Source organism: Sphingobacterium bambusae (genome assembly GCF_033955345.1).
In the GTDB taxonomy this organism is placed as follows: Bacteria; Bacteroidota; Bacteroidia; order Sphingobacteriales; family Sphingobacteriaceae; genus Sphingobacterium; species Sphingobacterium bambusae.
The window spans coordinates 501,323-524,904 of record NZ_CP138332.1 but is presented as its reverse complement, the minus strand read 5'-3'; the positions used below and the strand labels follow the sequence as shown (position 1 = coordinate 524,904).

Below are 23,582 nucleotides of genomic sequence, written 5' to 3'. Positions count from 1 at the left end.
GCTAGTAATTTATCATTTTAAAGATGCTTGCAAAATGCTTTACGTCCTTTAGCTTGTTCACGTAGGGCTCTTGCAAGTAACGGGGTTTTAGCAAAGGTTGTTTCAGGATGCCGCGCTGCATCAGGTCGGCAATAATGGGCAGGTAGTCCTCGCGTATCTTGCCGATGGTAAGGATATCCAGATCTTTGCCTTCCTGAATGTATTCGATCAGCTCCATAAAGCCTTGTAGGTATAGCGCGTCTTTCGTCAATCCGCCCGAGCGGTAAACGCGCATAGTCATGGTAAAGGCCGTTTCTTGATCAAATCGAAACTCTTCGTGCAACATATCGAAAGTTTCTACAAAGGTATGTCCCATCAACATATAGCGCACAGCTAGGACACGGCCTGCGAGGATACGCAGGCGCTCGTTGGTGAGTCCATCTACCATATATTCGGCCAGTACGGCCAAGCCCTCCTGCAGCTGCTCATAGCCCGGCACGCCTTGACGAAATAAGCTGAATGTCTGCTCTTTTCCATTGAAGTAGGTAATGATGTGTGTACCCACCTCATGTTGGATCAGTGCCTGCGCACGTTTACGGCTGATCCTGTATTGCTTGCTGATATTGAGCACACCGTGGTTGACCATCACGCCGGAAATGTCGTCCCTAATCCGCACACTGGTGCTGAAGCTCGGTGCCTGCTGCTGCAGGAAAGATATTTCCTCTTTGGCCAGTTGCGCAAATTGTCGGGCGTCTAGCTCGTCTTCATCATACCTTTCCGTTTGCGGGATACTGTCTATGGCAATAAGCAATGCTTTGGCCAGCTCATAGAGGCTATCGCTGACGTTTCCAAAGACCATCAGGCTGCCATATTTGAAATCGGGCGTGCCGCGCGAGGCCAACATGGTCATCATATCATCCAGTTCGCGACGTTTATCCCGAAATAGGTAGGCAATGGTTGGGTCGTAGATATCTTCGATACGTAGGTTGTACAAGCTGCGCTTTACAATATCTGGATCGATGGGCATGGGTCGATAATGGAATTTCGGTGTCTTCCGAAATTTTTCCTTTTTGAACTGCAGCCAAGCATCATTAGCATTGATGGGCGTGGTCAACAGCAGAAAATCGAACTTCTGGCTTTCCTTGGCCAATACGGCATCGATCTCGTAGATCTGTTCGTTGAGGCGCTCGTGCACCTTCATTTTGAAATGCGCTGCGCGCACATTGGTATGTACCCGCACGAACTCAAAGAATAACCGCGATAGGCTTTTTGCCAATCCTTCGCGCATATTGCGCAGCATTAGCGGCAGGTGCTTACCGTCCGTATCTTCGTAGCGCTTTCGGATGGAGAGGCCTAAGGAAAGTACCAAATTATCTTTGGCATCTTGCGCATCAACCAAGGCCGGCCGATCCGGCGGGCTGGGTAGCCTGTTGCCCTTCTTTAGATCGACGAGCAGCTCAGGTGCCTCCGTGCGTATATTCTTGGCCAAGTATTCGGCAAGGTCGAGCACATTCTTTTGCGCGAGGTGAACCGCCACATCACTGGTCTGCTCTTCATCTTCGGCATTCCACACCTCCACCAGTAGGCATGTGCCAAACTCGTCGGCCAGTGCTTTAGCCACCTTGCGAATCCATCCGCTAACGTCGTAGGTGGATTTCTCAGGAATAAAGATGACACTGGCCAGCTCGGACTTTGCCAATTCGGCCAACAGACGATCTTTACCCTCGAAAGGCATTCTATAGATGAAGATATAGGGGACGATCTTGTTAAAGACTATTTTCCCCGTATTCGGTATTTGTTTATGAATAGGGATGTTGTCTTTGATCGCTCGTAATATCTGCGGCAGTATTTTATCTGGTGCTTCCATAGGGCAGCATGTTTTGTAGGTCCTTGAGCGCATGCATCAGCAATTGCTTGTAGGCTTGCACCACAGGCATAAAGGGCACACCAGTCCATTCATCCATAAAATCTTTCCTGAATTCTACGGATAGCACGCAACCCTTATCTCCATATTTTTGCAGCAGGTGCTGTGCCAGCTGTCCGCCTTTGAATTTCACATTTTCCCGGATGTCGATGTTTTGGTCGAGCACCTGATTGGCCGTTATGCTCGCCATAAACTGATCAATCACGGGGCGCCATTTTTCATCGTTATAGAGCGTACCCAAGTTGATCTGCGGGTTGCTTACTTCGTCGACGATTTCATCGGGAGCTTGTCGCTTGGCATTGTAGCTATGCACATCAAAAGCGATAAAATATCCGTGTTGTGCGATGGTTTCCTCGATCCATTGATCAATTTGTGTGTAAATCGAATGGTAATCATCGGAAAGCTGTTGGAGTAGTGATGCTGGCGGCAGCTCCTTGTAGACCTGCAACCCCCAAGCCATGTCCGGGCTGCGGTAAATGGCTTCCTCTAGCTTTCGGTTGATATCCAGCTGAAAGCGGGAGGTATGGACAATAAACTGATTGCAGGGAAGCTCGACCATACATCCCGTATGGGGATCCTCTTCGCGCAGACGCTGCTCCTCGTTGAGCTGGTAGTAGCCTTCCAAGGCCGGGCTGATATGATGTCCATCATGGATGGCGAAAGCCCAATAGGCGTTGTCTGCTTTACGTACATTATATTCCAATAGTGTCGGCATACAATAAGGTTTTATTGTTTGTAATGATAACGTGAGAAACGATAAATAGTTTTGAATAGGCGGATGGAAAAGGCGAGGCACTGCTTGACTTTTGCAGGCCTCGCCACTATAATTTAAGGCCACCGCCCTTAGAAAAGTTGCCGCTTAAAATTTATCGGCAAAGGCAAGGAATGCGGCGAGTACATCGTTTAAGAATTTGGCAGATTCGGCATTCGTCAGCTTACCGTTGTCGTCAAATAGGTTTTGGATATTGGCGATGTAAACCTCAGGCTGTTGTAGCGTGGGCATGTTGAGAAACACCAGCGATTGGCGAAGATGATGGTTTGCGCCAAAGCCGCTGATATTGCTGATGGAAGTCGAGACGACCAGCGCGGGCTTGCCATCCCAGCTGCTTTCGCCGTAAGGGCGCGAAGCGACATCAAGCGCATTTTTCAGCACGCCGGGTACCGATCTATTGTACTCTGGGGTGATGAAGATGACGGCATCCAAGGTTTTAATTTTATCGCGGAAGGGTTTGTATTCCGCAGGGCTGCCTTCCTCATCAAAATCTTGGTTGTAGATCGGCAGTTGACCGATCTCGATAAGCTCGAGTTGATAGCCAGCAGGTGCATTTTTTATGAGGAAATGTGCTGTTTTTTTACTGAATGATTCTTTTCGTAACGATCCGACAAGTATGCCTATTTTTTTTTCTGCCATGATTTTTTCCTTTCTTATTTTCAAAGGGAACAACGATAGGGGCAGGAAGGTTTTAAATGGGTTGGCGCAATAGAAGGCCGGAGGAGCTTGTCCAGCTCCTCCGGCCTTGTTTCTTTAGGGGTTATTTTACTTCGATGATGGTTCCTTCTTGCTTGTCGGCAGGTGGAGGAGTATCATCCTTTTGCTTTTCTACGGTGATCTTGCACTCGGTTAGTAAAGCTGCCAAGGCACCGATGGCCGCGAAGATGGGCGCAAATACCACGCCTACCACGCCGATGGTAACCGGGAAGCTCATTAACTCTTTGCCTGATTTGTCGGATATGCTGATCTTGGTCACATTCCCTTCGGCAATAATTTCTTTGATCTTTTTTAGGAGGTTCTCGCCATTGACGAAAAATGTTTCTTTAATTGACATAGTGATTCTATTTTAATACGTTTAATAATATAACAATTAGATGGTTACCTTGTTTCCGGAAGCTGTAGCTTTTCCAACATCTGCATCCGGATAGTTGTTTGGTGCTGCAGCAGCTTATCGTAGTCTGACTCGCGATCCGTTAGCTTCATTACCAATACGAACAGTTCGATGGCCAAGAAGAACAACATAAACAGCAGATAAACGAATATACCAATTTTTGAGGACGTTACCACGTCGTGCAAGAGGGTAAGTTCGTCGAGAAATCCGGTGGCGGCCTTCAGTTCTTTTTCCTTACGTTCTTTAATGGTGGTAATGGAGGCTGCTAGCTCAAATTTCTTGGTCTGTAGCGTTTCGATCTGCTTGTGGAGCTGCTCCATTTCTATTTTCTTGGGGTTCTCCATCACCGAACGATTGGTAGACTGCGTGCTGTTGAGTTCCTTCCCGGTGTTGTCCTTCGTTACACTTTTATTGGTGTAGGTGGTCACAATGACTGGGTTCTTTTTGAGGTCCAGACTTACGGCGTCGTACTTCTTTGTAGCCGATGCGATCATGCTGTCGAGGCCGGCTATCTGTTTTTGCAGATCGTCCTCGGATTGCTTCACGGCCAGTTTTACCCGTTGATCCATCACCTGTGCCTTGCGGAGTTCGATGTCGTCCTTAAAGGTTATTTGATCCATAATAAAAGCACCTAGGATAGACATCACCACGGCCAGCAGGATACGGAAACCACTGGACCAAGCACTTACCTTGGTCGATAGGATAATGATGCGCTCGATCTGTATAATGACAAAACACATCAACAGGGCACCAGCGAGTCCGCCTATCATGCCGAAGTGTAGATAGCGCGTGGCGAAGCTATAGCCGATGAAAAACCAGACCAAAGTGATTAGCAGCATGGCCGAGGTGTATTTTTTGACGTTTTTTGAGGACTGCTCACTGGAATTTTTAACGAGATTGTAATTAAATCCCGTTAGGAAGCAGCCGAATTTTAACCACCAGTCTTTCATGTGCTAGAATTTTTTGTTTAATAGATAGGCTTGCGTGATGGAGGCCATCCCTTTCATAAAACCACGTTTGTAAGCCAGTACGGCACGTTCGCATAGTCCGGCATCCGTTTCCAATGAATTTTCAAAGGCGGCAACCTTGGCAATATGCGCCTGCAGGTCGGTCTGCTTGATCTTGAGCTCGTCTACCAGATCTACCAGTCCGGCGCGTCCGCGGGAATGTATATGAAATTCAATGTCTTTCATCAAGGACTCATGGTAGGTCTTTACTTGATGGATCAGGATTTCCAAGTCATATTTTATCAGGCGGAGGTTATCGTTTTTGTAGCCTTCGTCGGGGCTGATCAAGGCATCGTTAAAGCCGCGACCCTCGAAATCTTGCTGCAGGTAGGCATAGATCAAAAATATACCTTGATTATCGTGCACCGAGGCGCCGTTCAGTTGGCTGTGTTCCACTTTAGGTACCGATGTACTCTCGGGCGTCAGTGCTATGGGCTCTACCGGCGCTGCCGGTAATTCCTTTTTATTAAATTTTGAAAACCATCCCATCGTTATTGCTTGTTTTTTGCAAAGTAACTTGCTGTAAGGTATTTCTGATAGCTATTTTAGGTAAGTGGAGGTAAAAATTAGGCGAAAGCCCGAAGAACGTCGGTGAAAAAATATGGAAAACCCTGTAACAAAATCGCCGATGGGGCTACTAATGTAGAAAATAATAAAACTATAGCCGATGAGTTTACAGATAACCGAATTAACGAAAACGTATAAGAATGGCGTGAAGGCGCTCGATAATATCAACCTTGAGATAGGGAAGGGCATGTTTGGTCTATTGGGCCCGAATGGAGCCGGGAAGTCGTCGCTGATGCGGACGATTGCGACCTTGCAACAGCCGGATGCCGGTGCCATCCGTTTTCGCGATATCGATGTGCTGAAAGATAAAATGAGTTTGCGCAAAGTGCTGGGCTATCTGCCGCAGGAGTTTGGCGTGTATCCCAATATATCGGCCGAAGAGCTGTTGAACTATTTTGCACAGCTAAAAGGCATCACGGGGAAAAGTGATCGGAAGAAAATGATTCAAGAGGTGTTGGAGATCACCAACCTGTATGATGTGCGTGATAAAAGTGTGAGCGGTTACTCGGGAGGTATGAAACAGCGTTTCGGTATTGCGCAGCTGCTGCTAAACCGCCCGCAGCTGATCATTGTGGATGAGCCCACCGCGGGGCTGGATCCTGCAGAGCGGCAGCGTTTTCTGAATGTGTTGCGCGAGATCGGTACGGACAATACGGTTATCTTCTCGACGCATATTGTGGATGATGTACGCGAGCTGTGCCACGAGCTGGCCATCCTTAATGGTGGTCGATTGTTGTATCGCGGTACGGCGCAGCAGGGACAGGATATGTTGGCCGGTAAAATATGGACCAAGACGATCGATCGGGTGGACTTTGAGGCGGAGAGCAAACGCTACAATGTTATTTCTTCGAATTATAACCCAGATAACTCCTTGAACATACGCCTGTACCACGATGTGAAGCCCGATGATTCCGTACGCGAGGCCAAACCGGTGCTGGAAGATGTTTATTTCGTAAACCTCAAACAGGAAGCTCTACATGTTTAGTGCTATTTTCACCTTTGAGCTAAAACGTTGGTTTAAGAATCCGGCGTTCTACATTTATGGCGTCCTCTTTTTTGTGTTTGCGCTATTCACGATGGGAAGCAGCTTGGGCGTGCTCGATCAGGCTACGGCAACGACCTCCAGTCCGGTGTATGCCAACTCGCCGATGAGCGTGAGCGGCATGTTGAATGCGCTGTCGATCTTTGTATATTTTGTTCTTCCAACGATTGTAGGTGCCTCGATCTACCGTGATTTCCGTTATGGTGTGCATCATGTACTCTATTCCTATTCCTTGGATAAAACATCGTACCTGTCGGCTAAGTTTCTCAGCTCCCTCTGTATCACGGTGCTTATTGTCTGCATGACGACGCTGGGCTTTTTAGCGGCGCAGTTGCTTCCCAATGTAAATCCCGATTTGCTAGGGCCTAACCACCCTTGGTCGTTTTTACAGGCCTATTTTTATTTCGTTATTCCCAACTTGATCTTGTTTGGTGCCATTGTCTTTGCCTTGGTTACCTACACGCGGAATATCTACATCGGCTTTATATTTATCATCTTTCTGTTTGTGCTGGATGCTTTTTTGGGGCAGCTGCGCAGCAATATGGATAATGAGTTTCTGGCTTCGCTGATCGATCCCTTTGGTTTTGACGCCATGCGCTACGAAACGAAGTACTGGACCATTGACGAGCAGAATGTAAACAATATTCCTTTCCGCGGTGCCATCCTGTACAACAGGTTGATATGGGGCGGACTTGGGCTGCTGGTATTGGCTTTGGTCTACTGCACGTTTAGCTTCTCCTATGCGGGTGTGCAACTGGGCAAAGCTAAAGCGCCGAAGCGTGTCACCAAAAACAATTTTGGTAGTATCATGTTGGTCAACCTGCCGGCGGTGAAATTGAACTATTCGTTTTTCGCCTACCTGAAAACGGCTTGGAACCTATCGCAACACGATTTTAAGTATATCATCAAAAACTGGGTTTTCATTATCATGATGATCTTTGCGGTGTTGATGGTAGCCGTGATGACCTCCTCGGCGGGGCAGCTCTATGGAACGGAAACCTATCCCGTAACCTGGATGATGCTGCGCAACACGGGGAGTATTTACAGTTTCTTCCTCACCTTGATTATTTACCTTTTCTCGGGACTGTTGGTGCAGCGCTCCAGCTTGGCGCGGATGAATCTGCTGGTTGATGCAACAGCGATTCCCAATTGGGCTTTATTCTTTTCGAAGTTTCTCGCCATGATCAAGATTACCTGCCTCGTGCTGTTTATCAGTATGTTGACCGGTATCGGATATCAATTGTCGCAGGGTTATTTTCAGGTAGAGGTAGGGCATTACCTCTACGAGCTGTTCGTGCTGGATATGCTTAACTATGTGCTGTTGATCTTGTTTGCACTGTTCATACATGCCTTTTTCAAGAACTATTATATCGGCTTTTTTGTATGCTTGGTGATTGTTATGGTGATGCCGATGTTGTCTAAAGTGGGGCTTGAGCAGTCTATTTTTAAATTCAACCAAGGGCCGCGCTACAGCTATTCCGATATGGATGGCTATGGCGATGTACGTCACTATATTTGGTACAAGGTGTATTGGCTTTTATTTGCGTTGTTCCTAACTGGTATCACGCAGTTGTTTTGGCGCCGTGGTATTATCTCGAGTGTGAAGGATCGTTGGGCAACGGCAAAAAGCCGAGGAACGGCGGTTATCTATGTCCCTATGCTGGCAGCGCTGGTACTATTCGTATGCTTGGGATTTGCCATCTACCGGGAGAAAAATATCGTGGATCGCTATGTGTCGGCCAAGCAGCAGGAACAGGAGCAGGTGGACTATGAGAAGAAATATAAAAAGTATCAAGGCAAGGCGCAGCCACGGATTGTGCAGGCTTATGTGCAGATGGATATCTACCCCTCAAAACGGGATTTTGTGGCCAAGGTGAACTATGTATTGAAGAATAAAACGTCGGTGGCTATTGATTCGATTTTTATCAATTACAATGACTTGGTGGACTCTATGCATGTGGCCGGTGCGAAGCTGGTTTTGAAGGATAGCGTGGCCGAATTTGATATCTACAAATTGGATCGTCCGTTGGCTCCCGGCGATAGCGTGCAGCTATTTTCGCGTGTCAAGAATAAGCCGAATAATTTCTTATTTGATCGCTCTGCTATTTTGGAGAACGGTACCTTTTTTAGCAATAGTTCCTTTCCGAGCATTGGCTACCAAGATGCGGTAGAGCTTGTGGACAATGATGTGCGCAAGAAATATGGACTGCCTAACCGCGATCGGATGGCTGAGCCTACGGACATGCAGGCGCGGCAGAATACGTACATTGCCAACGATTCCGACTGGATACGCTTTGAGACGGTGGTGAGCACGGATGCCGACCAGATCGCTATTGCGCCCGGTATTCTCCAAAAGGAATGGAAGGAGGGCGATCGCCGTTATTTCCATTACAAAATGGATCAAAAGATGCTCAACTTCTACGCGTTTATCAGTGCGCGCTACGAAGTGAAAAAAGAGCGTTGGAAGAATATTAATCTAGAGATTTACTACCATCCGGGACACGAGTACAACTTGGATCGGATGATGGCTTCCATGAAGAAGTCGTTGGATTACTATGCTGGTTCGTTCAGCCCGTATCAGTTTAACCAGATGCGCATCATCGAATTTCCGGTGACACATGGCACCTTTGCACAGGCCTTTGCCAATACGGTTCCGTTTTCGGAAGGTATCGGGTTTATCGCCCATGTGGACGATGAAAACCCTAACGCGGTGGACTATCCCTACAGCGTGATCTCCCATGAGCTGGCTCATCAATGGTGGGCTCACCAGGTGATTGGTGCCAATGTCAAAGGCTCGACGATGCTATCGGAGTCTATGGCGGAATACAGCTCTTTGAAGGTGTTGGAGAAAACCTACGGTCATTTTCAGATGCGTAAATTCTTGAAGGAATCACTGGATAGCTACCTTACCGGTCGCGGTAACGAGCCGTTTAAGGAAAATCCGTTGACGCTAACCGAGAACCAGCAGTATATACACTACAATAAAGGAGCTGTGGTGATGTATGCCATGAGTGATTTTATGGGCGAAGATAAATTCAATAACTTCTTGAAGGACTATGTTTCGCGTGTTGCCTTCCAAGAAGCGCCTTACACGACTTCTTTGGAGTTTGTAGATTTGCTCAAACAACATACGCCAGACTCTTTGCAGTACCTGATTAAAGATATGTATGAGACGATCACCGTTTATGATAACGATGTGGAGGCGGCGACGTACAAGAAGTTGTCGGAGGGGAAATACCAAGTGGATATTACCTTTAAGGTGCAGAAATACCGCACAGACGATAAGGGCAAACGTTCTTATGAGGATGTGAAAGGACAGGCGCTGAAAGAGCAGGTGGGCAAGAAGGAATTCCAGTCGTTACCGCTGCAGGATTATGTCGATATCGCGGTGTTTGGCGAGCCTAAAAAAGAAGGCAAGGCGGAGGTCGATAACGAGATCTATCTGGCAAGGCACAAAGTGACGAAGATCAACAACAAGGTTTCGTTGATCGTTTCGGAGCTGCCCAAAGAGGTGGGCGTCGACCCGTATAATAAGTTGATCGATACCAATTCCGACGATAACCGGAAAACACTTTAAACGATGTAGGCCGGATGGAGAAGGTTAAATAGTGTCATTAACACGCAGACTTAAAGCGGACGTATAATCGTCCGCTTTTTTATTCTTTACTTTCGCTCAGCGCCTCATGCGGTCAATGCCATTCATCACGACCTAAAATCTTCCCGTTCGAGGTTCCCAGCGTATCTTTGGAAGCGTTCATTTTTCGTTTGATATCGAGTGTAGGCTGCCCGGCATCTACCCATGCTGAAAACCAAAACGAACCGATGCGGCGTATGGATGCGCGCATCCGTTGCTCTACCATACCTTGCATCCGCTCGTGGTATTTTTCCGTGTACGCATCGGAGTAGGTGCCTACTAAGATATTGTTGCGCTTTATATAGCCGCGCTGCCGATCTTTGGGAAATTCGCGTGCCAGCTGCCGCTCGATAGCGAGTACATCCGCTACCCGTTCGTGGCTTTCTTTCACGATGAGCCAAGCGGTGTCCAGCGGGCTTTTGATATAGGTGGCTTTGCCCACCAAAAGGTTGTAGCGCTTGGCAAACATTTCTGGAATGCGGCTCTCCCAAAAGGCATGGATGCCGATCTGTCCGGTATATTGACCGTTGTAGTTGCTTGTGGTATGTAGGGGCACATGGGCATCGGCGAGGTAGTGACCTAGATCTGCCGAATGGCGGATAATATCCTGCAGTTCCTTGTCGCGGAATGCTTTAACAAGCTTTTGGTAGGTGAGCTGTATCTGCCAGGGGATGATGCCATGGGCGCGCAGCTGCCGCTCTTGGTATTTTTCTTTGGCTTGCGACCAATGTATGGGGATGGAGTCTATCTGCCCTTGATCGTAATCGTCTATATCGATAAAATGACGCGGTGATTCCAGCGTGTCTATATAGCATCTTTTATCCGGATCGACGGCTTTCTCGGTAATGAGCTGTATGTGCTTCTTGTAAAAAACGGAAAGCTCGGCAGGGAGCGTATGCACGGCATGTTGGTTGATGAGCTTGTGGGCAAAGAATCCCCAAGAGGAGAGCAATAGGGCCAAAGGAGCGCTGAGCAGGCATAATCTTCTAGACATAATTGGTTTACATTAGTTCCCATAAATCTACGCAAAAATCTACTAAAATAGCGCCTTTTGTTACATCGGTTTTAGGCATAAAATTTGTACTTTGGGGCAGAGAAAAAAGAGCAGTTATGAAAATACTCTACGCGGTTCAGGGTACAGGAAACGGGCATTTGTGCCGGGCCTTGGACATTATTCCCATACTACGGGATTTGGGCGAGGTCGATGTGCTGGTGAGTGGTATACAGGCCGATATTCAATTGCCTTTTGAGGTGAAGTATCGTTTGCATGGCTTAAGCTTTATTTTCGGTAAGTCGGGTGGCGTGGACTTGTGGCGCACTTTTATGAGCTCCACGGTGCGCAAGTTTGTGCAGGAGATCAACCAGCTTCCGGTGGAGCAGTATGATTTGGTGATCAACGACTTCGAGCCTATCTCGGCTTGGGCCTGCCAAACGCGGGATGTGCCCTGCGTCGGCCTGAGCCACCAAATTGGTGCCTTGGATGCGGCCAGTCCAAAGCCCGATGAAAAGGATATGCTGGGCAAGTTTATCATGAAAAACTATGCGCCAACAAGCACCTCCTATGGTTTTCATTTTAAGGCTTATAGCAAGAATGTTTTCACACCGGTCATCCGGCAATCTATCCGCGAGCTGGAACCTAAAGATTTGGGCCATTACACGGTGTATCTGCCTTCCTATGACGATGCGCATCTGTTGAAGCATCTGTCGAAATTTCCGGATGTGCAATGGGACGTGTATTCGAAGCACAACAAGAAGCAGTTTACGTTGAAGAACGTGACCATCAACCCCATTCAGAGCGACAGCTTCATTAAGAGCATGGCCAATGCGTCGGGCGTTTTGTGTGGAGCGGGCTTTGAGACGCCGGCGGAAGCGCTCTACCTGAATAAGAAGCTGCTGGTGGTGCCCATGAAGAACCAATATGAGCAGCATCTGAATGCTGCTGCCTTGGAACAGATGGGGGTGCCGGTGATCAATAGTTTAAAACGAAAGTATGAATATGCCATTGAGGCTTGGTTAAATAGTAAAAATAAAGTAAGTGTCGATTACCCCGATGAAACGCGGGCGATCGTGACGAAAATTGTAGAAAAACATAAGTAAAAAACATGAAGAAGATTGGATATTGCGTATTGGCATTGGCCTTGACACAGGCTGTAACGGGACGTGCACAGGATTTGAAATCGGCTAGCGACTCGGTGTCTTACGCATTGGGTATTGATGTGGGTTCGTCGTTGGCGAGCAATGGGGTGAGTATTAGCCCGGAGAGCTTTTTAAAAGGCTTGAACGATGGCGTGCAGGGTGCCGGCAGATTGATCGGGCAGGAGGAAGGGATCCGCATTATCAAAGCTGCTTTTGCAAAAGCAGCGGAAGAGAAAGCGAGCCTCATGAAAAAAGAAGAAACTACTTTTTTTGAAAGCATAAAAAATAAGGCGGGTGTACAGCACCTCAGCGACGGCCTCTACTATGAGGTGTTGAAGGAAGGTAGCGGCGCCAAGCCGACGGCTACCGACGAGGTAACGGTGCACTACAAAGGCGCATTGGCCAATGGTAAGGTGTTTGACAGCTCTTATGACCGCGGAGAGCCGATAGATTTAGGATTGGATCGCGTAATAAGGGGCTGGCAGTTGGGGATTCCGTTGATGTCTGTAGGTGCTAAGTACAGGCTATACATCCCCTCAGAGCTGGGCTATGGCGAGCGTGGTGCCGGTGGCGATATTCCGCCATACAGCGCATTGGTGTTTGAGATTGAGTTGCTGGGGATAAAGGATGCGAATGCAGTTAACTAAATTAGGCAAATCCGCGTTAGCGGTGTCGCCGATCGGTATCGGCGGCATGTCGCTGAAGGGCGGCACGACAAAGCTCAATACGGAGATCTTGCTGGAGGCTGTGGATGCGGGTATCAATTACTTTGATACGGCCGATCTGTATGAACGAGGCATGAATGAAGAGCTTGTTGGACATGCGCTTCGTTCGGTGCGCGACAAAGTGGTTATTGCCACGAAAGTAGGCAACCAATGGCGCTCGGATGGTACCACTTGGGACTGGAAGGCGTCTAAGCCTTATATCATCAAAACGGTGGAGGCTTCGCTATCGCGCCTGCATACTTCTTGCATAGACCTTTACCAGCTGCACGGCGGCACCATCGACGATCCGATCGATGAGATCATCGAGGCTTTTGAGGAATTGGTAAAAGCGGGAAAAATTCGCTACTATGGTTTATCCTCTATCCGCCCGAATGTGATCCGTGCCTATACCGAGAAATCCAATATCGTGAGTGTGATGATGCAGTACAGCCTGCTCGATCGGCGGCCAGAAGATGTTTTTCCATTGTTACAGAAAAATGGTATAGGCTTGATCAGCCGTGGTGCGCTGACGCAGGGCTTGTTAATCGATAAGCCGTTGGAGAAGTATCTGCAGCTGACCTCTAGCGAGGTGGGGCACGCCAAGCGCAATGTGGAACGTGTGGCCCAAGAGCTGGGCATGTCTATGTCGCAGGTACTGCTTTCCTATGTGCTGAGCCAAGAGGTGGCCGATGTGGCGGCGGTAGGTGTGCGCACGCTCGCGCAGCTGCGTGATTTGCGCGAGGCTAGCCGTAATCTTGCGCAGCTCTCGCCGGCAGTATTAGCCGACTTAACGCGCGGTTTGCGGCGCCTGCAGTATACGGATCACTTGTAGGCTATTTCATTATCCTATATCAATGCCTACGTGATGCCTTTGTCGCATCTTTGTGGGGTAGATAATAATAGAAAGGTTTACTTATGGCAAATTATGTATTTCATGCGGCCGCGAGCCGCGGACATGCCGATCACGGATGGCTCCGTTCCAAACACACGTTTAGCTTCGCCAACTATTACGATCCCGAGCGGATGAACTTCGGTACCTTGCGCGTGTTGAACGACGATCAGGTGGCGGCAGGGATGGGCTTTGGGGCGCATCCGCATCACAATATGGAGATTATTTCCATCCCCTTGCTGGGCGATCTGGAGCATAAAGATAGCATGGGCAACGTGGAGGTGATCCGCCATGGCGATGTGCAGGTGATGAGTGCCGGATCGGGCATTACGCACAGTGAATACAATAAAAACAAAGATCAGGAGGTTCGCTTTTTGCAGATTTGGGTGACGCCCAACGAGTCTAATGTGGCACCGCGCTATGATCAGCTTACCTTGGACGCCAAGGATAGGTTTAATAAAATACAACAGGTCATTTCGCCGTCGCCAAATGACGAGGGGCTTTGGCTACATCAGGATGCTTGGTTTAGCTTGGCGCATTTCGAAGCAGGGCAAGAGCAGGTTTATAGCTTTAAAGGGACAGATACGGGTTTATATGTGTTCAACCTAAGTGGAACGATAGAAGTGGACGGGAAGACAGTTTCTGACAGAGATGGACTCGGCATTACCGATACGCAGCAGGTGCGCATCAAAGCCACAAGCGATGCGGAGTTTCTGTTGATGGAAGTGGCGATGGCCTAGTAGGTTATCGTAACTATACAAAAAGCCTAGCAGATGCGTTCATCTGCTAGGCTTTTTGTATGAAATGGACTTCTTTAAACTACGCCAATACAAACTGTACATCGGCGTGGAAGCGTACCTCTTCGCTGACCATCACACCTCCCGTTTCCAGCGCGGCATTCCAGGTCAATCCAAAATCTTGACGATTTATCTTTCCAGAAACAGTATATCCAGCTTTTTTGTTACCCCAAGGATCTTTTGCCAAACCGCCAAACTCTGCGGTGAATACAGCCGGCTTGGTCACGCCTTTGATCGTTAGATCGCCGTGCAGGGTAAATTCATCATCATCCACCTTGGTGATTTCCTTCGAGGTAAAGGTAATATCAGGGTAGGTAGACGAATTGAAGAACTCGTCACTTTTCAAATGCTGGTCGCGCGGCTCATTTTTCGTCGTGATAGAATTGGTCTTTATTTCAACAGTAACTTGGGCATCAGATAGGTCGGCCGAATCTGTATCTACCGTTACATTGAAGTCCTGAAACTGTCCTTTTACATTGGATATCATCATGTGTTTAACTTTGAACTCGAGCTCGCTGTGAGCCTTGTCTAAATTCCATGTTGCCATAATCTTTTATATTTTTTGTTCTTTTTTTTATTATTGATGAATCAAATTTCATGCATAAAATATGTTCAACCATTGATGTACGATAAGAAAAAAAATAATGTTCTTTGTTCGCGCCTACATTTGTTTGACTAATATACTGTTATGTAGATTAATTGTGTAGGCTAGATCACATCTTTTTTACAATAATCTGGATTTAATATTTTTTTATTTTTTTTTTGACGATCTTATATTTAATGCATATCATTGTGCAAGCTATACACAAATTATGAAACCTATTATTCTTTTACTTATGACAATCGTCCTGTTCGTCGCAACATGGAACGTAAATACAGACAGCCTACCGGTTTTGGGAGCGCTAACGGTGGTGTTTTTTCTGCTTCTTCTGTATGTGATGCGCATATTGAGGCGCATGCAGGCTGCTGATGAGGGGTAAGACATTACTTTCGGCCCTTTTATTAAGTTTTTGATCTATCGTTTTTACTATTTACCGCAGTAGCGCGGTCTATCTTTTTGCGCGATTTGCTCATTTGCGGAAGGTGAACTTCTTTTGCATGAGAAAGCTATAGATCGTGATGATGAAGGTGCACAATATTTGTGAGGGCGTGGGATAGAACATGAAATATTCAACAAATATTTTGAGTAGTACGTAGTTGATCAGAAGTGATCCCATATTGGCTAGGAAATAGCGGAACAGCTTTTTATAGATGGGTTCGCTTTTGGCGCTGTTGAAGACCAAGAAATTGTTGAATACAAAACCGGTGAAAAAGGTGATGACGAAAGACAGCAGGAAAGAAAAAATATGGCCACTAATGGTTAAAAAGGGTAGTATCTCCACGTTATTTTTCGAAATGATATAATGATAGGTCACGAAGTATAGTATCCAGCTTAGCAGTACATTAAATCCACCCCAAAAGAGGTATTTCAAACCTTCTAACTTATTGTTGCGCCGTGTTGAATTAGGAGAGAGCTTATCGGTAAATGATGTTATGAAATGGGCAAACGGTAGTTTCAATAGCGTGGGCTTTTTGATGAAGGCTAAAAGTAGTCTTTTTTTAGGAAATTTAGTGCTTCTCGGTTGGCATAGCGCCAGTAATACGATATGCTACGGTTCGGTGTACTGGTGTTTGGAAGGAATGTAACTGTGCTTACTGGCGGATCGGGTCTTTCTATATCTTGTTCATGTTACGTCAATTTGCTTGCCGCGAAGTTGGGCCCCATCCCTATAAGTGTGTAATTGCTGTTTTTTCAAGTTTCCTAACTATGCTAAAAATTCATACTTTGTAGATAGATAAAAAATGGAAAAAGAGAAATACATTACCGATGATTTATTGAGCCAGTTCAGCAATGGAGAGGAATTGTTCAGTTTTTTAGGCGAGCTTCAAACGCGTGGTATCGAGAAGCTTTTAGAAGCCGAGCTCGATGGTCACTTGGATTATCAGAAAAACGAGAAATCGGACAACCCCAATTTCCGGAACGGGCTACAAAAAAGACGATCAAGTCCAAGTTTGGGGAGTCGGAGATCAAGGTTCCCCGAGACCGTGATGCTTCATTTGACCCGATCATTGTAACCAAGAGACACAACATGCTTGAGGGGATAGAGAAAGTGGTTATTTCCCTGTATTCCCGAGGGATGAGCACGACAGATATTGAAAACCAGATATTGGATATCTACGACATCAAGATATCCCCGACTGCCATCTCCAGAATTACCGATGCTGTTAACCAGGATATTGTGGCCTGGCAGAACCGACCGTTAGAGCCTATATACCTAGTGGTCTGGATGGACGGCATTGTTTTCAAGGTCAGGGAAGGCTCCAAGGTGGTCAATAAGACCATTTATCTGGCTATTGGCCTACGTCCGGACGGACATCGAGAAATCATGGGACTATGGTTGGGGAAAAACGAATCTGCATCCTTTTGGCTAGGTGTATTGACCGATATGAAATCGCGCGGAGTAGAGGATGTGATGATTACCGCCACAGATAATCTCAAAGGGTTCACCGAAGCTATTATCAGCGTGTTCCCGCAATGTCAAACACAGATATGTGTCGTACACCAAGTTAGAAATGCCTGTAAATTTGTGCCCTATAAAGATAGAAAGCTTTTCGCAGCGGATATGAAACCGATTTATAATGCACCAAATGAGCAGGCAGCAAGGCTTGCCTTGCAACACCTTTCAGATAAATGGAAGCACAAATACCCTTATGCCGTGAAAGGTTGGGAAAACAATTGGGAGAATCTTACAGTCTTTCTAGGGTTTCCTCTAGAAATAAGAAAAATCGTATACACAACTAACCTGATAGAGAATCTAAATGGACAAATCAGAAAATATACACTAAATAAGATGTCCTTTCCAACAGATGCAGCAATTACTAAATCTGTATTCCTGGCCATACAACATGCTACAAGGCAATGGACAAGACCACTAAAAAACTGGGGAATGTTGTACGGCCAATTTTGCCTTATATTTGAAGAAAGGATCTTGAAAAACTAAAACCCTTTTACACACTTTAAGGGATACTGCCAAAGGGGATTAAGCAGATGGCAAGTGATTACTTATGGCCGACAAGTGATTACTTATGACCGACAAGTGATTACTTATGGCTGACAAGTGATCACTTATGGCCGACAAGTGATTACTTATGGCTGGCAAGTGATTACTTATGGCCGACAAGTGATTACTTATGGCTGGCAAGTGATTACTTATGGCTGACAAGTGATTACTTATGGCCGACAAGTGATTACTTATGGCCGACAAGTGATTACTTATGGCTGGCAAGTGATTACTTATGGCCGACAAGTGATTACTTATGGCTGACAAGTGATTACTTATGGCTGACAAGTGATCACTTATGGCCGACAAGTGATTACTTATGGCTGACAAGTGATCACTTATGGCTGACAAGTGATTACTTATGGCCGACAAGTGATCACTTATGGCTGACAAGTGATTACTTATGGCTGACAAGTGATTACTTATGGCCGACAAGTGATTACTTATGGCCGGCAAGTGATTACTTATGGCTGACAAGTGATTACTTATGGCTGACAAGTGATCACTTATGGCTGGCAAGTGATTACTTATGGCCGACAAGTGATTACTTATGGCTGACAAGTGATTACTTATGGCTGACAAGTAATCACTTATGGCTGGCAAGTGATTACTTATGACCGACAAGTGATTACTTTTGGCTGGTCAAGGATCCTTTTTCGTTCCCAAGAGTTCGGTATGATCCCTGTTATATAGCGGAGAGAAAGGGATTTCTATAGAACAACTTATTAGTTTATTATTCTTTTTAGAGAACTGTAAATAGTTGGTAATAACATATCAAAAATGATATAAAAATGGCGACCGATTGAATAAGTGTTATTTTAGCAATACTCGCGTCAGTTCTCACGCTCGGGTAGTAATGAAATCCTACGTAAATAAGAAATATCCCATACTATATCAGTATCGCTAGAGTTTTTCTGCTTCGAAAAATTTACCTGATAGCGAATGTGTTTATATTTTACTATTACGGAATAGCTACTTTGCTCTTGCAAAGATTTTGGAGAAGCAAAAATGAAATATGCTAAAAAATTGTAAAGTTAATCGTATATTGGAATAAGATTTACATTTTTTGATAACTACGTTGTCTTACAACCATTCCATTTGTCTCAATATTATAAGATGAATGAAGGATAAATTAACAATTATACTCTTATATTTCTTATAATATAGAATCTAAAATTTTTAAATTATAACCATAAGATACAAGTATATCATCGTACTAGTTAAGCCTAAAAATAAATCAAAAAAATTAAATAATTTAATGATTATATAAAATATTAAATGATTCAAAGGCTAACCGCAGATTAAAACTAAAACTTGCTTTTGAAGAACTGGAGTAAAGTTACGAAGTACTTTCTCCTCAAGAACAAACAAGCTGTAGCGGTGGATACTCTGGTTTTGTGGGACTTCGTTCCCAAAACGATTGTGCGATTCATGCAATTGCATTTGATACTGGGCAGAGTTATAACGATGTCTTGTCAGCCTTCGGTGAATGGTCAGTTAGCCAATCAGGTTAATTTGCCGATGCCCATTTAAATACAGTTTCGATGCAGGCTTCTGGAATATTAATGAGCGACATTGTGAGTTTCGAACCTCAAATGTGACTTACCAGTGCTGGAGATACTCCAAATGGCTCAAATGGTATGTCCATGTCCGGATATCAATCCATCGTATTAACACATGATGGTTTCTCAGGGCATGTTAGGGTGCTAACTGGAAATGCGAGTGCAAAGAATTACTATTACTATGATCCACAGACTGGTACAGCCGGCACTATTGCTAAGACTGACTCGACGATTCGCGGAACATTCGGTTATTAAAAGATAATATGTTAGGGAAAACTCCTTTTGAGTTTTCCCTATTAATCGGAACTTATGGAAAAATTTATTGTTTTAGTTTTTATGTTAATTGGAGGATCGTTGAATGGTCAAAATTTACAGAATGTGTATGATCTTGATTTCTCTAAATTTAATACTTGTAGTTGGGACTGGTTAAAAAGTCTATCCAATTGTAGTATAAAAAAATTGCCAGAATATTTAATCATAAAAAACGGAGCTCAAAATTTTGGTCCTCCTGTAAAAATGTCATTTAGGCTAAGTAGAGAAATTACTCTATTGAAATCAACAAAGCACCCGATCAGTTTGAGATTAAAGGCAAAAAACAACTCCAATAGTAACCTTGTTTTCTCAGTTGCGGGATTTGACAAAAGTCAACAATTGATTTTGAGTAAAGAAAAATCTTTAAGGAGAACGGAAGAATGGTCTACAATTGAGCTTGAAATTGGGTCAGTGGATTTAAAGGCCATTGAAATCGAGATCAGGTACGAAGGGAATACTGACCTTCAGCAGGAAATCCATTTAGCAGAAATAGAGCTAAATAATGAGAGAGGTGATTTTCAAAAATTCGTCTTAGTTCCTCCTAAAAAAAGTGTACCTGACTTGAATATCAGTCACGCAGTCCAGATCAAGGATTGGCAGACCTTTACAGTAGACAACATACCTGGTATAACCAACGAGTTACAAATTATTGGTTTAGGAGAATGTTCTCATGGTAGCTTAAGTATAACTGAGCAGAGATTTGAAGTCCTGAAGCAATTTATTCAACAGAGAAAATGTTCAATTGTGTTATTGGAGTTACCATTTGATGACACCATGTTGTATGATCTATTTGTTCAAGGAGATATTAATGATACGACACTAGTTAAGGACTATCTGGATAATAAAATTTTTGCTGCCGCAAGCTCATATTTTAGATTATTCGAGTGGATTCGAAATTTCAATCTTCAATCGAAACGGAAAGTACATTTGGTTGGCTTGGATAATTCTATTTCATTACCCAGCTATGCGTTGATGGACATTTTCTCCAACCTACTACCTCCAAACCAAACCGAGGTATTGTTGAAAGAAGTTGGTCAAGGTAATCTTCTTAAAGTACATACATTTTTATCTAATTCTAAAACTCTTTTTGAAGGTTTGGGAAATGAAACATATGATTTACTTGTTCACGTCTTAGGCAATAATAGTCTTTCTAAACCTAATGAAAATTTTTATTTTAACAGAGACGTGGATATGTTTAAGCGAGTAAGTAATTTGTACAGTCAATTTTATAAATCTGATGAGCTTTGGATCGTGTTAGCACATTCTAAACACTTACAAAAAAATGATTTATTTAGAAAAGGGGAATATATCAATACTTTGGGGAGTTTACTACACAAAACCAAGAGCGAGCGCTATTATGCAATTGATTTTTCTTTCGGCACAGGAAATTTTGTTCAAGATAGCTGTAGTAGGAATGCCGTGACCATCGACTCCATTAGTGAACTATCTCCAAATAGTTTTTCATTTAGTGCCCTGAAAATACCTTATGAACGTTTTCTTTATCCAACATCTCAAATTAAAGATAATATATTTTTGAGCTTATCAATAGCCAGATATAGCTTCAAGAGAGCCAACTTTGAATTCACTTCTTTTAAGAAAAACTTTGATGCTATTTTCTTCATTAGGAAGAGCGTTGCTTTTCGGGATTTCGTCAGATATCCAAGCATTGGCAACATTACATTTTTCGCAAATAAAGAGCGACAATATTATAAATATTTAAAAGGATCAATCTAGAAGCATTTCAATGATAAAGCTATTTGTGATCGACTATTATCAACTTTACAAGACAAATGGTATGGCTACTTACCTTAATTAGTTAGAAAAATATAAAATCAGAAATAATGAAATACAACTAAATTATGTTTGGGTAAACTCTAAACCTCAGATTGGATTTAAACAGGAGAATATTTATCCGATTATTTTTCTTCAGCTCCACAACTTTTGAACATGATCCGATCGAACCCCGGCCTGCGCTTCGGTTCGAATCAGGTATCCCTTAAATGATAAAAGCAGCTAAAAAAGCTGCTTCTATCTGGCGGAGAGTGAGGGATTGGCTTAGCCCCACAAGCCCGCACTCCACCCTAAACCTCCTTCGGATCGAACCCTGGGTTCTCATCCCTCGACAATTAAATAATCAGCGCCGAACATAAAAAAAGCTCCAATCTTTTAGATTGAAGCTTCTGCGGAGAGTGAGGGATTCGAACCCCCGGACCTGTTACAGTCAACAGTTTTCAAGACTGCCGCATTCGACCACTCTGCCAACTCTCCGCGACAAAAGTACGAATTTTCTTATTCCTGCAAAATTTTATTTCAAATTTCTAGCGCATAATTGCCGTTGTTTTTGCAACTACGCTGATTGTTAACTCAATATAAATTGTATGTCACCGCTGATTTTCACTTCATCGCCCACCATTACGCCTCCGGCTTCGACGGCGGCGTTCCAAGTTAGGCCGAAATCGCCCCGGTTAAGCTTGCCCGAAAAGGCAAAACCTACCTTTTTGTTGCCCCAAGGATCGGTCGCGATGCCTCCAAACTCTACGGAGAAGACCAAAGGATGTACGTTGCCTTTTATGTTCAGGTTTCCCGTGATGGCGTAACTTTCGTCGCTTTCCTTTTTAATGTCGGTGGAATCGAAGGTGATCTCGGGGTAACTGCTGCTATCGAAGAAATCGGCGCTGCGTAGGTGTTGATCGCGTTGCTCATTTTTGGTGTTGATAGAGGCGGAGGCAATAGCGATACGGATAGAGGCTGTGGTGATATCCTCCGGATCGCCACTCATGCTGATGTTGAAATCCTGAAAAAATCCTTTTACATTGGAGATCATCATGTGCCTCACCTTGAATTCTATTTCACTGTGGGCTTTGTCTAGGTTCCATGTTGTCATAACGAGATGTTTTTATTTAATAAACTCAAATTTGATTCGCTTGTTTTAAAAGTACGCGGTATATGGCAAAGAAAATATGATCGGCAAAAATATATGTTTGGGAAGCAACCAGTTATTTGCCTTAGCACAAAAAAAAGCAATTTTATTTTGCAGAGCAACGGTAATTCCATACTTTTGTCCCATAGAACGATGCGCCAATAGCTCAGCAGGATAGAGCAACGGTTTTCTAAACCGTCGGTCAGGGGTTCGAATCCCTTTTGGCGTACTGAAAATCCCCTTTATTTAGCGATAAAGGGGATTTTTTATTGGGATCGACTCAGAATTGCACTTGGTTTTTCACGTTCCTGTATCTTCATATCCTTCAATTGAGATACGCTCGGCTCGGCAACCGTATTAAAGTCCATATCGATCAGCTGATACATTAAGTTCTGATCTTTCAGTAATTCAGGGTTTGCGGAGAGGCTCCAAATGAACTTAACAAGCTGCCCAATTTTCCGCTCTTGGTGCTGCAAAAGCACCGCTATTTCTTTGTTTAATTCGATCATTTAGCAAATCTCTTAATATTGCTAGTGCAAAAAGCAAGTGCATTTTTGTAAAACACATACAGTGCGATTTAATGCTATTTTTTAGTAAGCCTAACCGGTTCCGGACCTGAGTAATCAATACCAACTACCTTTCCTTCTAAGCGGTCGCAAATCTCGTCGAGTTCTTTATCGCCAGCAGGTAAATCGGTGTTAAGTATGTACCTCAGTAGATTTGTAGATAAAATAGCTGTGGCTCGGTAGTTGTGTCGGTTCGCGAAGTGGTCTATATCGTCATGATTGTCCGCTAATAATTCGCAAGTTCTTCTTAACGCTTTCAGCGCTAATTCCTCCTTGATGCTCATTTAGCCTCCCTTTTTCAATTTCTTTTGCTTTCAGGCGATTTAACTCATCTTCCTCAATGTAGTATCAGCCGTCAATGCGTTTCATTTTTACCTTACCCTCGTCACGCCATCTATACAGCGTGTTGCGGTCTAAGTCCAATGTTTGACAAGCGTGTTTAAGATTAAAAGCAGTAATCATTATGCTAATTTCACGATCTAAACTGATTAAATAAATTATTACAAGTAACGTTTCGGGAAGTGTTACTTCTGAAAGGCTAATATATCTTAAGAATGAT

22 protein-coding genes, 2 tRNA genes and 1 pseudogene are annotated in these 23,582 nt (G+C 44.5%); 11 read left to right on the top strand and 14 right to left on the bottom strand.

Annotated elements, in window-relative coordinates:
- Position 1 precedes the first annotated feature (1 nt).
- The 6 genes from SCB77_RS02220 to SCB77_RS02195 form a co-directional block, all read right to left on the bottom strand.
- Positions 2-1,846, bottom strand: coding sequence for a flavohemoglobin expression-modulating QEGLA motif protein (locus tag SCB77_RS02220; RefSeq protein WP_320184798.1), 1,845 nt, complete (start codon positions 1,844-1,846; stop codon positions 2-4).
- The gene (locus tag SCB77_RS02215; RefSeq protein WP_320184797.1) at positions 1,830-2,618 is read right to left on the bottom strand and encodes an N-formylglutamate amidohydrolase; all 789 of its coding nucleotides are present in this window, start codon (positions 2,616-2,618) and stop codon (positions 1,830-1,832) included. The genes SCB77_RS02220 and SCB77_RS02215 overlap by 17 nt, the downstream gene beginning before the upstream one ends.
- A 144-nt stretch (positions 2,619-2,762) precedes the next feature.
- Complete coding sequence (locus SCB77_RS02210; RefSeq protein WP_320184796.1) at positions 2,763-3,314, bottom strand: NADPH-dependent FMN reductase; 552 nt, start codon at positions 3,312-3,314, stop codon at positions 2,763-2,765.
- 121 nt (positions 3,315-3,435) lie between these two features.
- Complete coding sequence (locus tag SCB77_RS02205) at positions 3,436-3,729, bottom strand: DUF4342 domain-containing protein (protein ID WP_320184795.1); 294 nt, start codon at positions 3,727-3,729, stop codon at positions 3,436-3,438.
- Positions 3,730-3,773: 44 nt separating this feature from the next.
- Positions 3,774-4,736, bottom strand: a complete 963-nt coding sequence (locus tag SCB77_RS02200) for a DUF4407 domain-containing protein (protein WP_320184794.1) — start codon at positions 4,734-4,736, stop codon at positions 3,774-3,776.
- A gap of 3 nt (positions 4,737-4,739) precedes the next feature.
- A complete protein-coding gene (locus tag SCB77_RS02195; RefSeq protein WP_320184793.1) occupies positions 4,740-5,282 on the bottom strand; it encodes a hypothetical protein in 543 nt (180 codons plus the stop codon).
- A gap of 178 nt (positions 5,283-5,460) precedes the next feature.
- On the opposite strand from SCB77_RS02195, the gene SCB77_RS02190 reads away from it, so the two are divergent.
- Together SCB77_RS02190 and SCB77_RS02185 are read left to right on the top strand one after the other, a co-directional pair.
- Entirely contained in the window at positions 5,461-6,345 is an 885-nt protein-coding gene (locus tag SCB77_RS02190) for an ABC transporter ATP-binding protein (protein WP_320184792.1), read from the top strand.
- Positions 6,338-9,979, top strand: a complete 3,642-nt coding sequence (locus SCB77_RS02185; RefSeq protein WP_320184791.1) for an ABC transporter permease/M1 family aminopeptidase — start codon at positions 6,338-6,340, stop codon at positions 9,977-9,979. Before SCB77_RS02190 ends, SCB77_RS02185 begins: the two co-directional genes overlap by 8 nt.
- A 112-nt stretch (positions 9,980-10,091) precedes the next feature.
- On the opposite strand, the gene SCB77_RS02180 is transcribed toward SCB77_RS02185, so the two are convergent.
- On the bottom strand, positions 10,092-11,030 hold the full coding sequence (locus tag SCB77_RS02180; protein WP_320184790.1) for a zinc dependent phospholipase C family protein: 939 nt from the start codon (positions 11,028-11,030) through the stop codon (positions 10,092-10,094).
- A 116-nt stretch (positions 11,031-11,146) separates the two neighbouring features.
- On the opposite strand from SCB77_RS02180, the gene SCB77_RS02175 reads away from it, so the two are divergent.
- The 4 genes from SCB77_RS02175 (at position 11,147) to SCB77_RS02160 (ending at position 14,505) form a co-directional block, all read left to right on the top strand.
- A complete protein-coding gene (locus SCB77_RS02175; RefSeq protein WP_320184789.1) occupies positions 11,147-12,133 on the top strand; it encodes a glycosyltransferase family protein in 987 nt (328 codons plus the stop codon).
- Positions 12,134-12,138: 5 nt separating this feature from the next.
- Positions 12,139-12,819: an FKBP-type peptidyl-prolyl cis-trans isomerase gene (locus tag SCB77_RS02170; protein WP_320184788.1), complete on the top strand. Its 681-nt coding sequence runs from the start codon at positions 12,139-12,141 to the stop codon at positions 12,817-12,819.
- Positions 12,806-13,708 (top strand): aldo/keto reductase, encoded by a 903-nt coding sequence (locus SCB77_RS02165; RefSeq protein ID WP_320184787.1) that lies wholly within the window; start codon positions 12,806-12,808, stop codon positions 13,706-13,708. Before SCB77_RS02170 ends, SCB77_RS02165 begins: the two co-directional genes overlap by 14 nt.
- Before the next feature lie 83 nt (positions 13,709-13,791).
- The gene (locus tag SCB77_RS02160; RefSeq protein ID WP_320184786.1) at positions 13,792-14,505 is read left to right on the top strand and encodes a pirin family protein; all 714 of its coding nucleotides are present in this window, start codon (positions 13,792-13,794) and stop codon (positions 14,503-14,505) included.
- Positions 14,506-14,584: 79 nt separating this feature from the next.
- Here the strand turns inward: SCB77_RS02160 and SCB77_RS02155 are convergent, their stop codons facing one another.
- Positions 14,585-15,109, bottom strand: coding sequence for a YceI family protein (locus SCB77_RS02155; protein ID WP_320184785.1), 525 nt, complete (start codon positions 15,107-15,109; stop codon positions 14,585-14,587).
- A 265-nt stretch (positions 15,110-15,374) separates the two neighbouring features.
- Here SCB77_RS02155 and SCB77_RS02150 point away from each other — a divergent pair, with 265 nt between their 5' ends.
- Positions 15,375-15,542, top strand: a complete 168-nt coding sequence (locus tag SCB77_RS02150) for a hypothetical protein (protein ID WP_320184784.1) — start codon at positions 15,375-15,377, stop codon at positions 15,540-15,542.
- A 90-nt stretch (positions 15,543-15,632) separates the two neighbouring features.
- Here the strand turns inward: SCB77_RS02150 and SCB77_RS02145 are convergent, their stop codons facing one another.
- A complete protein-coding gene (locus SCB77_RS02145) occupies positions 15,633-16,121 on the bottom strand; it encodes a GtrA family protein (RefSeq protein WP_320184783.1) in 489 nt (162 codons plus the stop codon).
- 283 nt (positions 16,122-16,404) lie between these two features.
- Here SCB77_RS02145 and SCB77_RS02135 point away from each other — a divergent pair.
- Positions 16,405-17,603: pseudogene (locus SCB77_RS02135) on the top strand (IS256 family transposase).
- A 39-nt stretch (positions 17,604-17,642) separates the two neighbouring features.
- Here SCB77_RS02135 and SCB77_RS23125 read toward each other — a convergent pair.
- Positions 17,643-18,224, bottom strand: coding sequence for a DUF6944 family repetitive protein (locus tag SCB77_RS23125; RefSeq protein ID WP_380935293.1), 582 nt, complete (start codon positions 18,222-18,224; stop codon positions 17,643-17,645).
- Positions 18,225-19,309: 1,085 nt separating this feature from the next.
- Between SCB77_RS23125 and SCB77_RS02130 the strand changes: the two genes are divergently transcribed.
- Positions 19,310-19,480 carry a hypothetical protein gene (locus tag SCB77_RS02130; RefSeq protein WP_320184781.1) on the top strand — a complete coding sequence of 57 codons (171 nt, stop codon included), beginning with the start codon at positions 19,310-19,312 and terminating at the stop codon, positions 19,478-19,480.
- Positions 19,481-19,534: 54 nt separating this feature from the next.
- On the top strand, positions 19,535-21,271 hold the full coding sequence (locus tag SCB77_RS02125; protein WP_320184780.1) for an erythromycin esterase family protein: 1,737 nt from the start codon (positions 19,535-19,537) through the stop codon (positions 21,269-21,271).
- 449 nt (positions 21,272-21,720) lie between these two features.
- On the opposite strand, the gene SCB77_RS02120 is transcribed toward SCB77_RS02125, so the two are convergent.
- Together SCB77_RS02120 and SCB77_RS02115 are read right to left on the bottom strand one after the other, a co-directional pair.
- A tRNA-Ser gene (locus SCB77_RS02120) sits at positions 21,721-21,805 on the bottom strand.
- Between the two features lie 91 nt (positions 21,806-21,896).
- Positions 21,897-22,421 carry a YceI family protein gene (locus tag SCB77_RS02115; protein ID WP_320184779.1) on the bottom strand — a complete coding sequence of 175 codons (525 nt, stop codon included), beginning with the start codon at positions 22,419-22,421 and terminating at the stop codon, positions 21,897-21,899.
- A 191-nt stretch (positions 22,422-22,612) separates the two neighbouring features.
- On the opposite strand from SCB77_RS02115, the gene SCB77_RS02110 reads away from it, so the two are divergent.
- A tRNA-Arg gene (locus SCB77_RS02110) sits at positions 22,613-22,686 on the top strand.
- Positions 22,687-22,723: 37 nt separating this feature from the next.
- Here the strand turns inward: SCB77_RS02110 and SCB77_RS02105 are convergent.
- On the bottom strand, positions 22,724-22,966 hold the full coding sequence (locus tag SCB77_RS02105; protein WP_320184778.1) for a hypothetical protein: 243 nt from the start codon (positions 22,964-22,966) through the stop codon (positions 22,724-22,726).
- Between the two features lie 74 nt (positions 22,967-23,040).
- A complete protein-coding gene (locus SCB77_RS02100) occupies positions 23,041-23,307 on the bottom strand; it encodes a hypothetical protein (protein ID WP_320184777.1) in 267 nt (88 codons plus the stop codon).
- Positions 23,308-23,582: the final 275 nt, after the last annotated feature.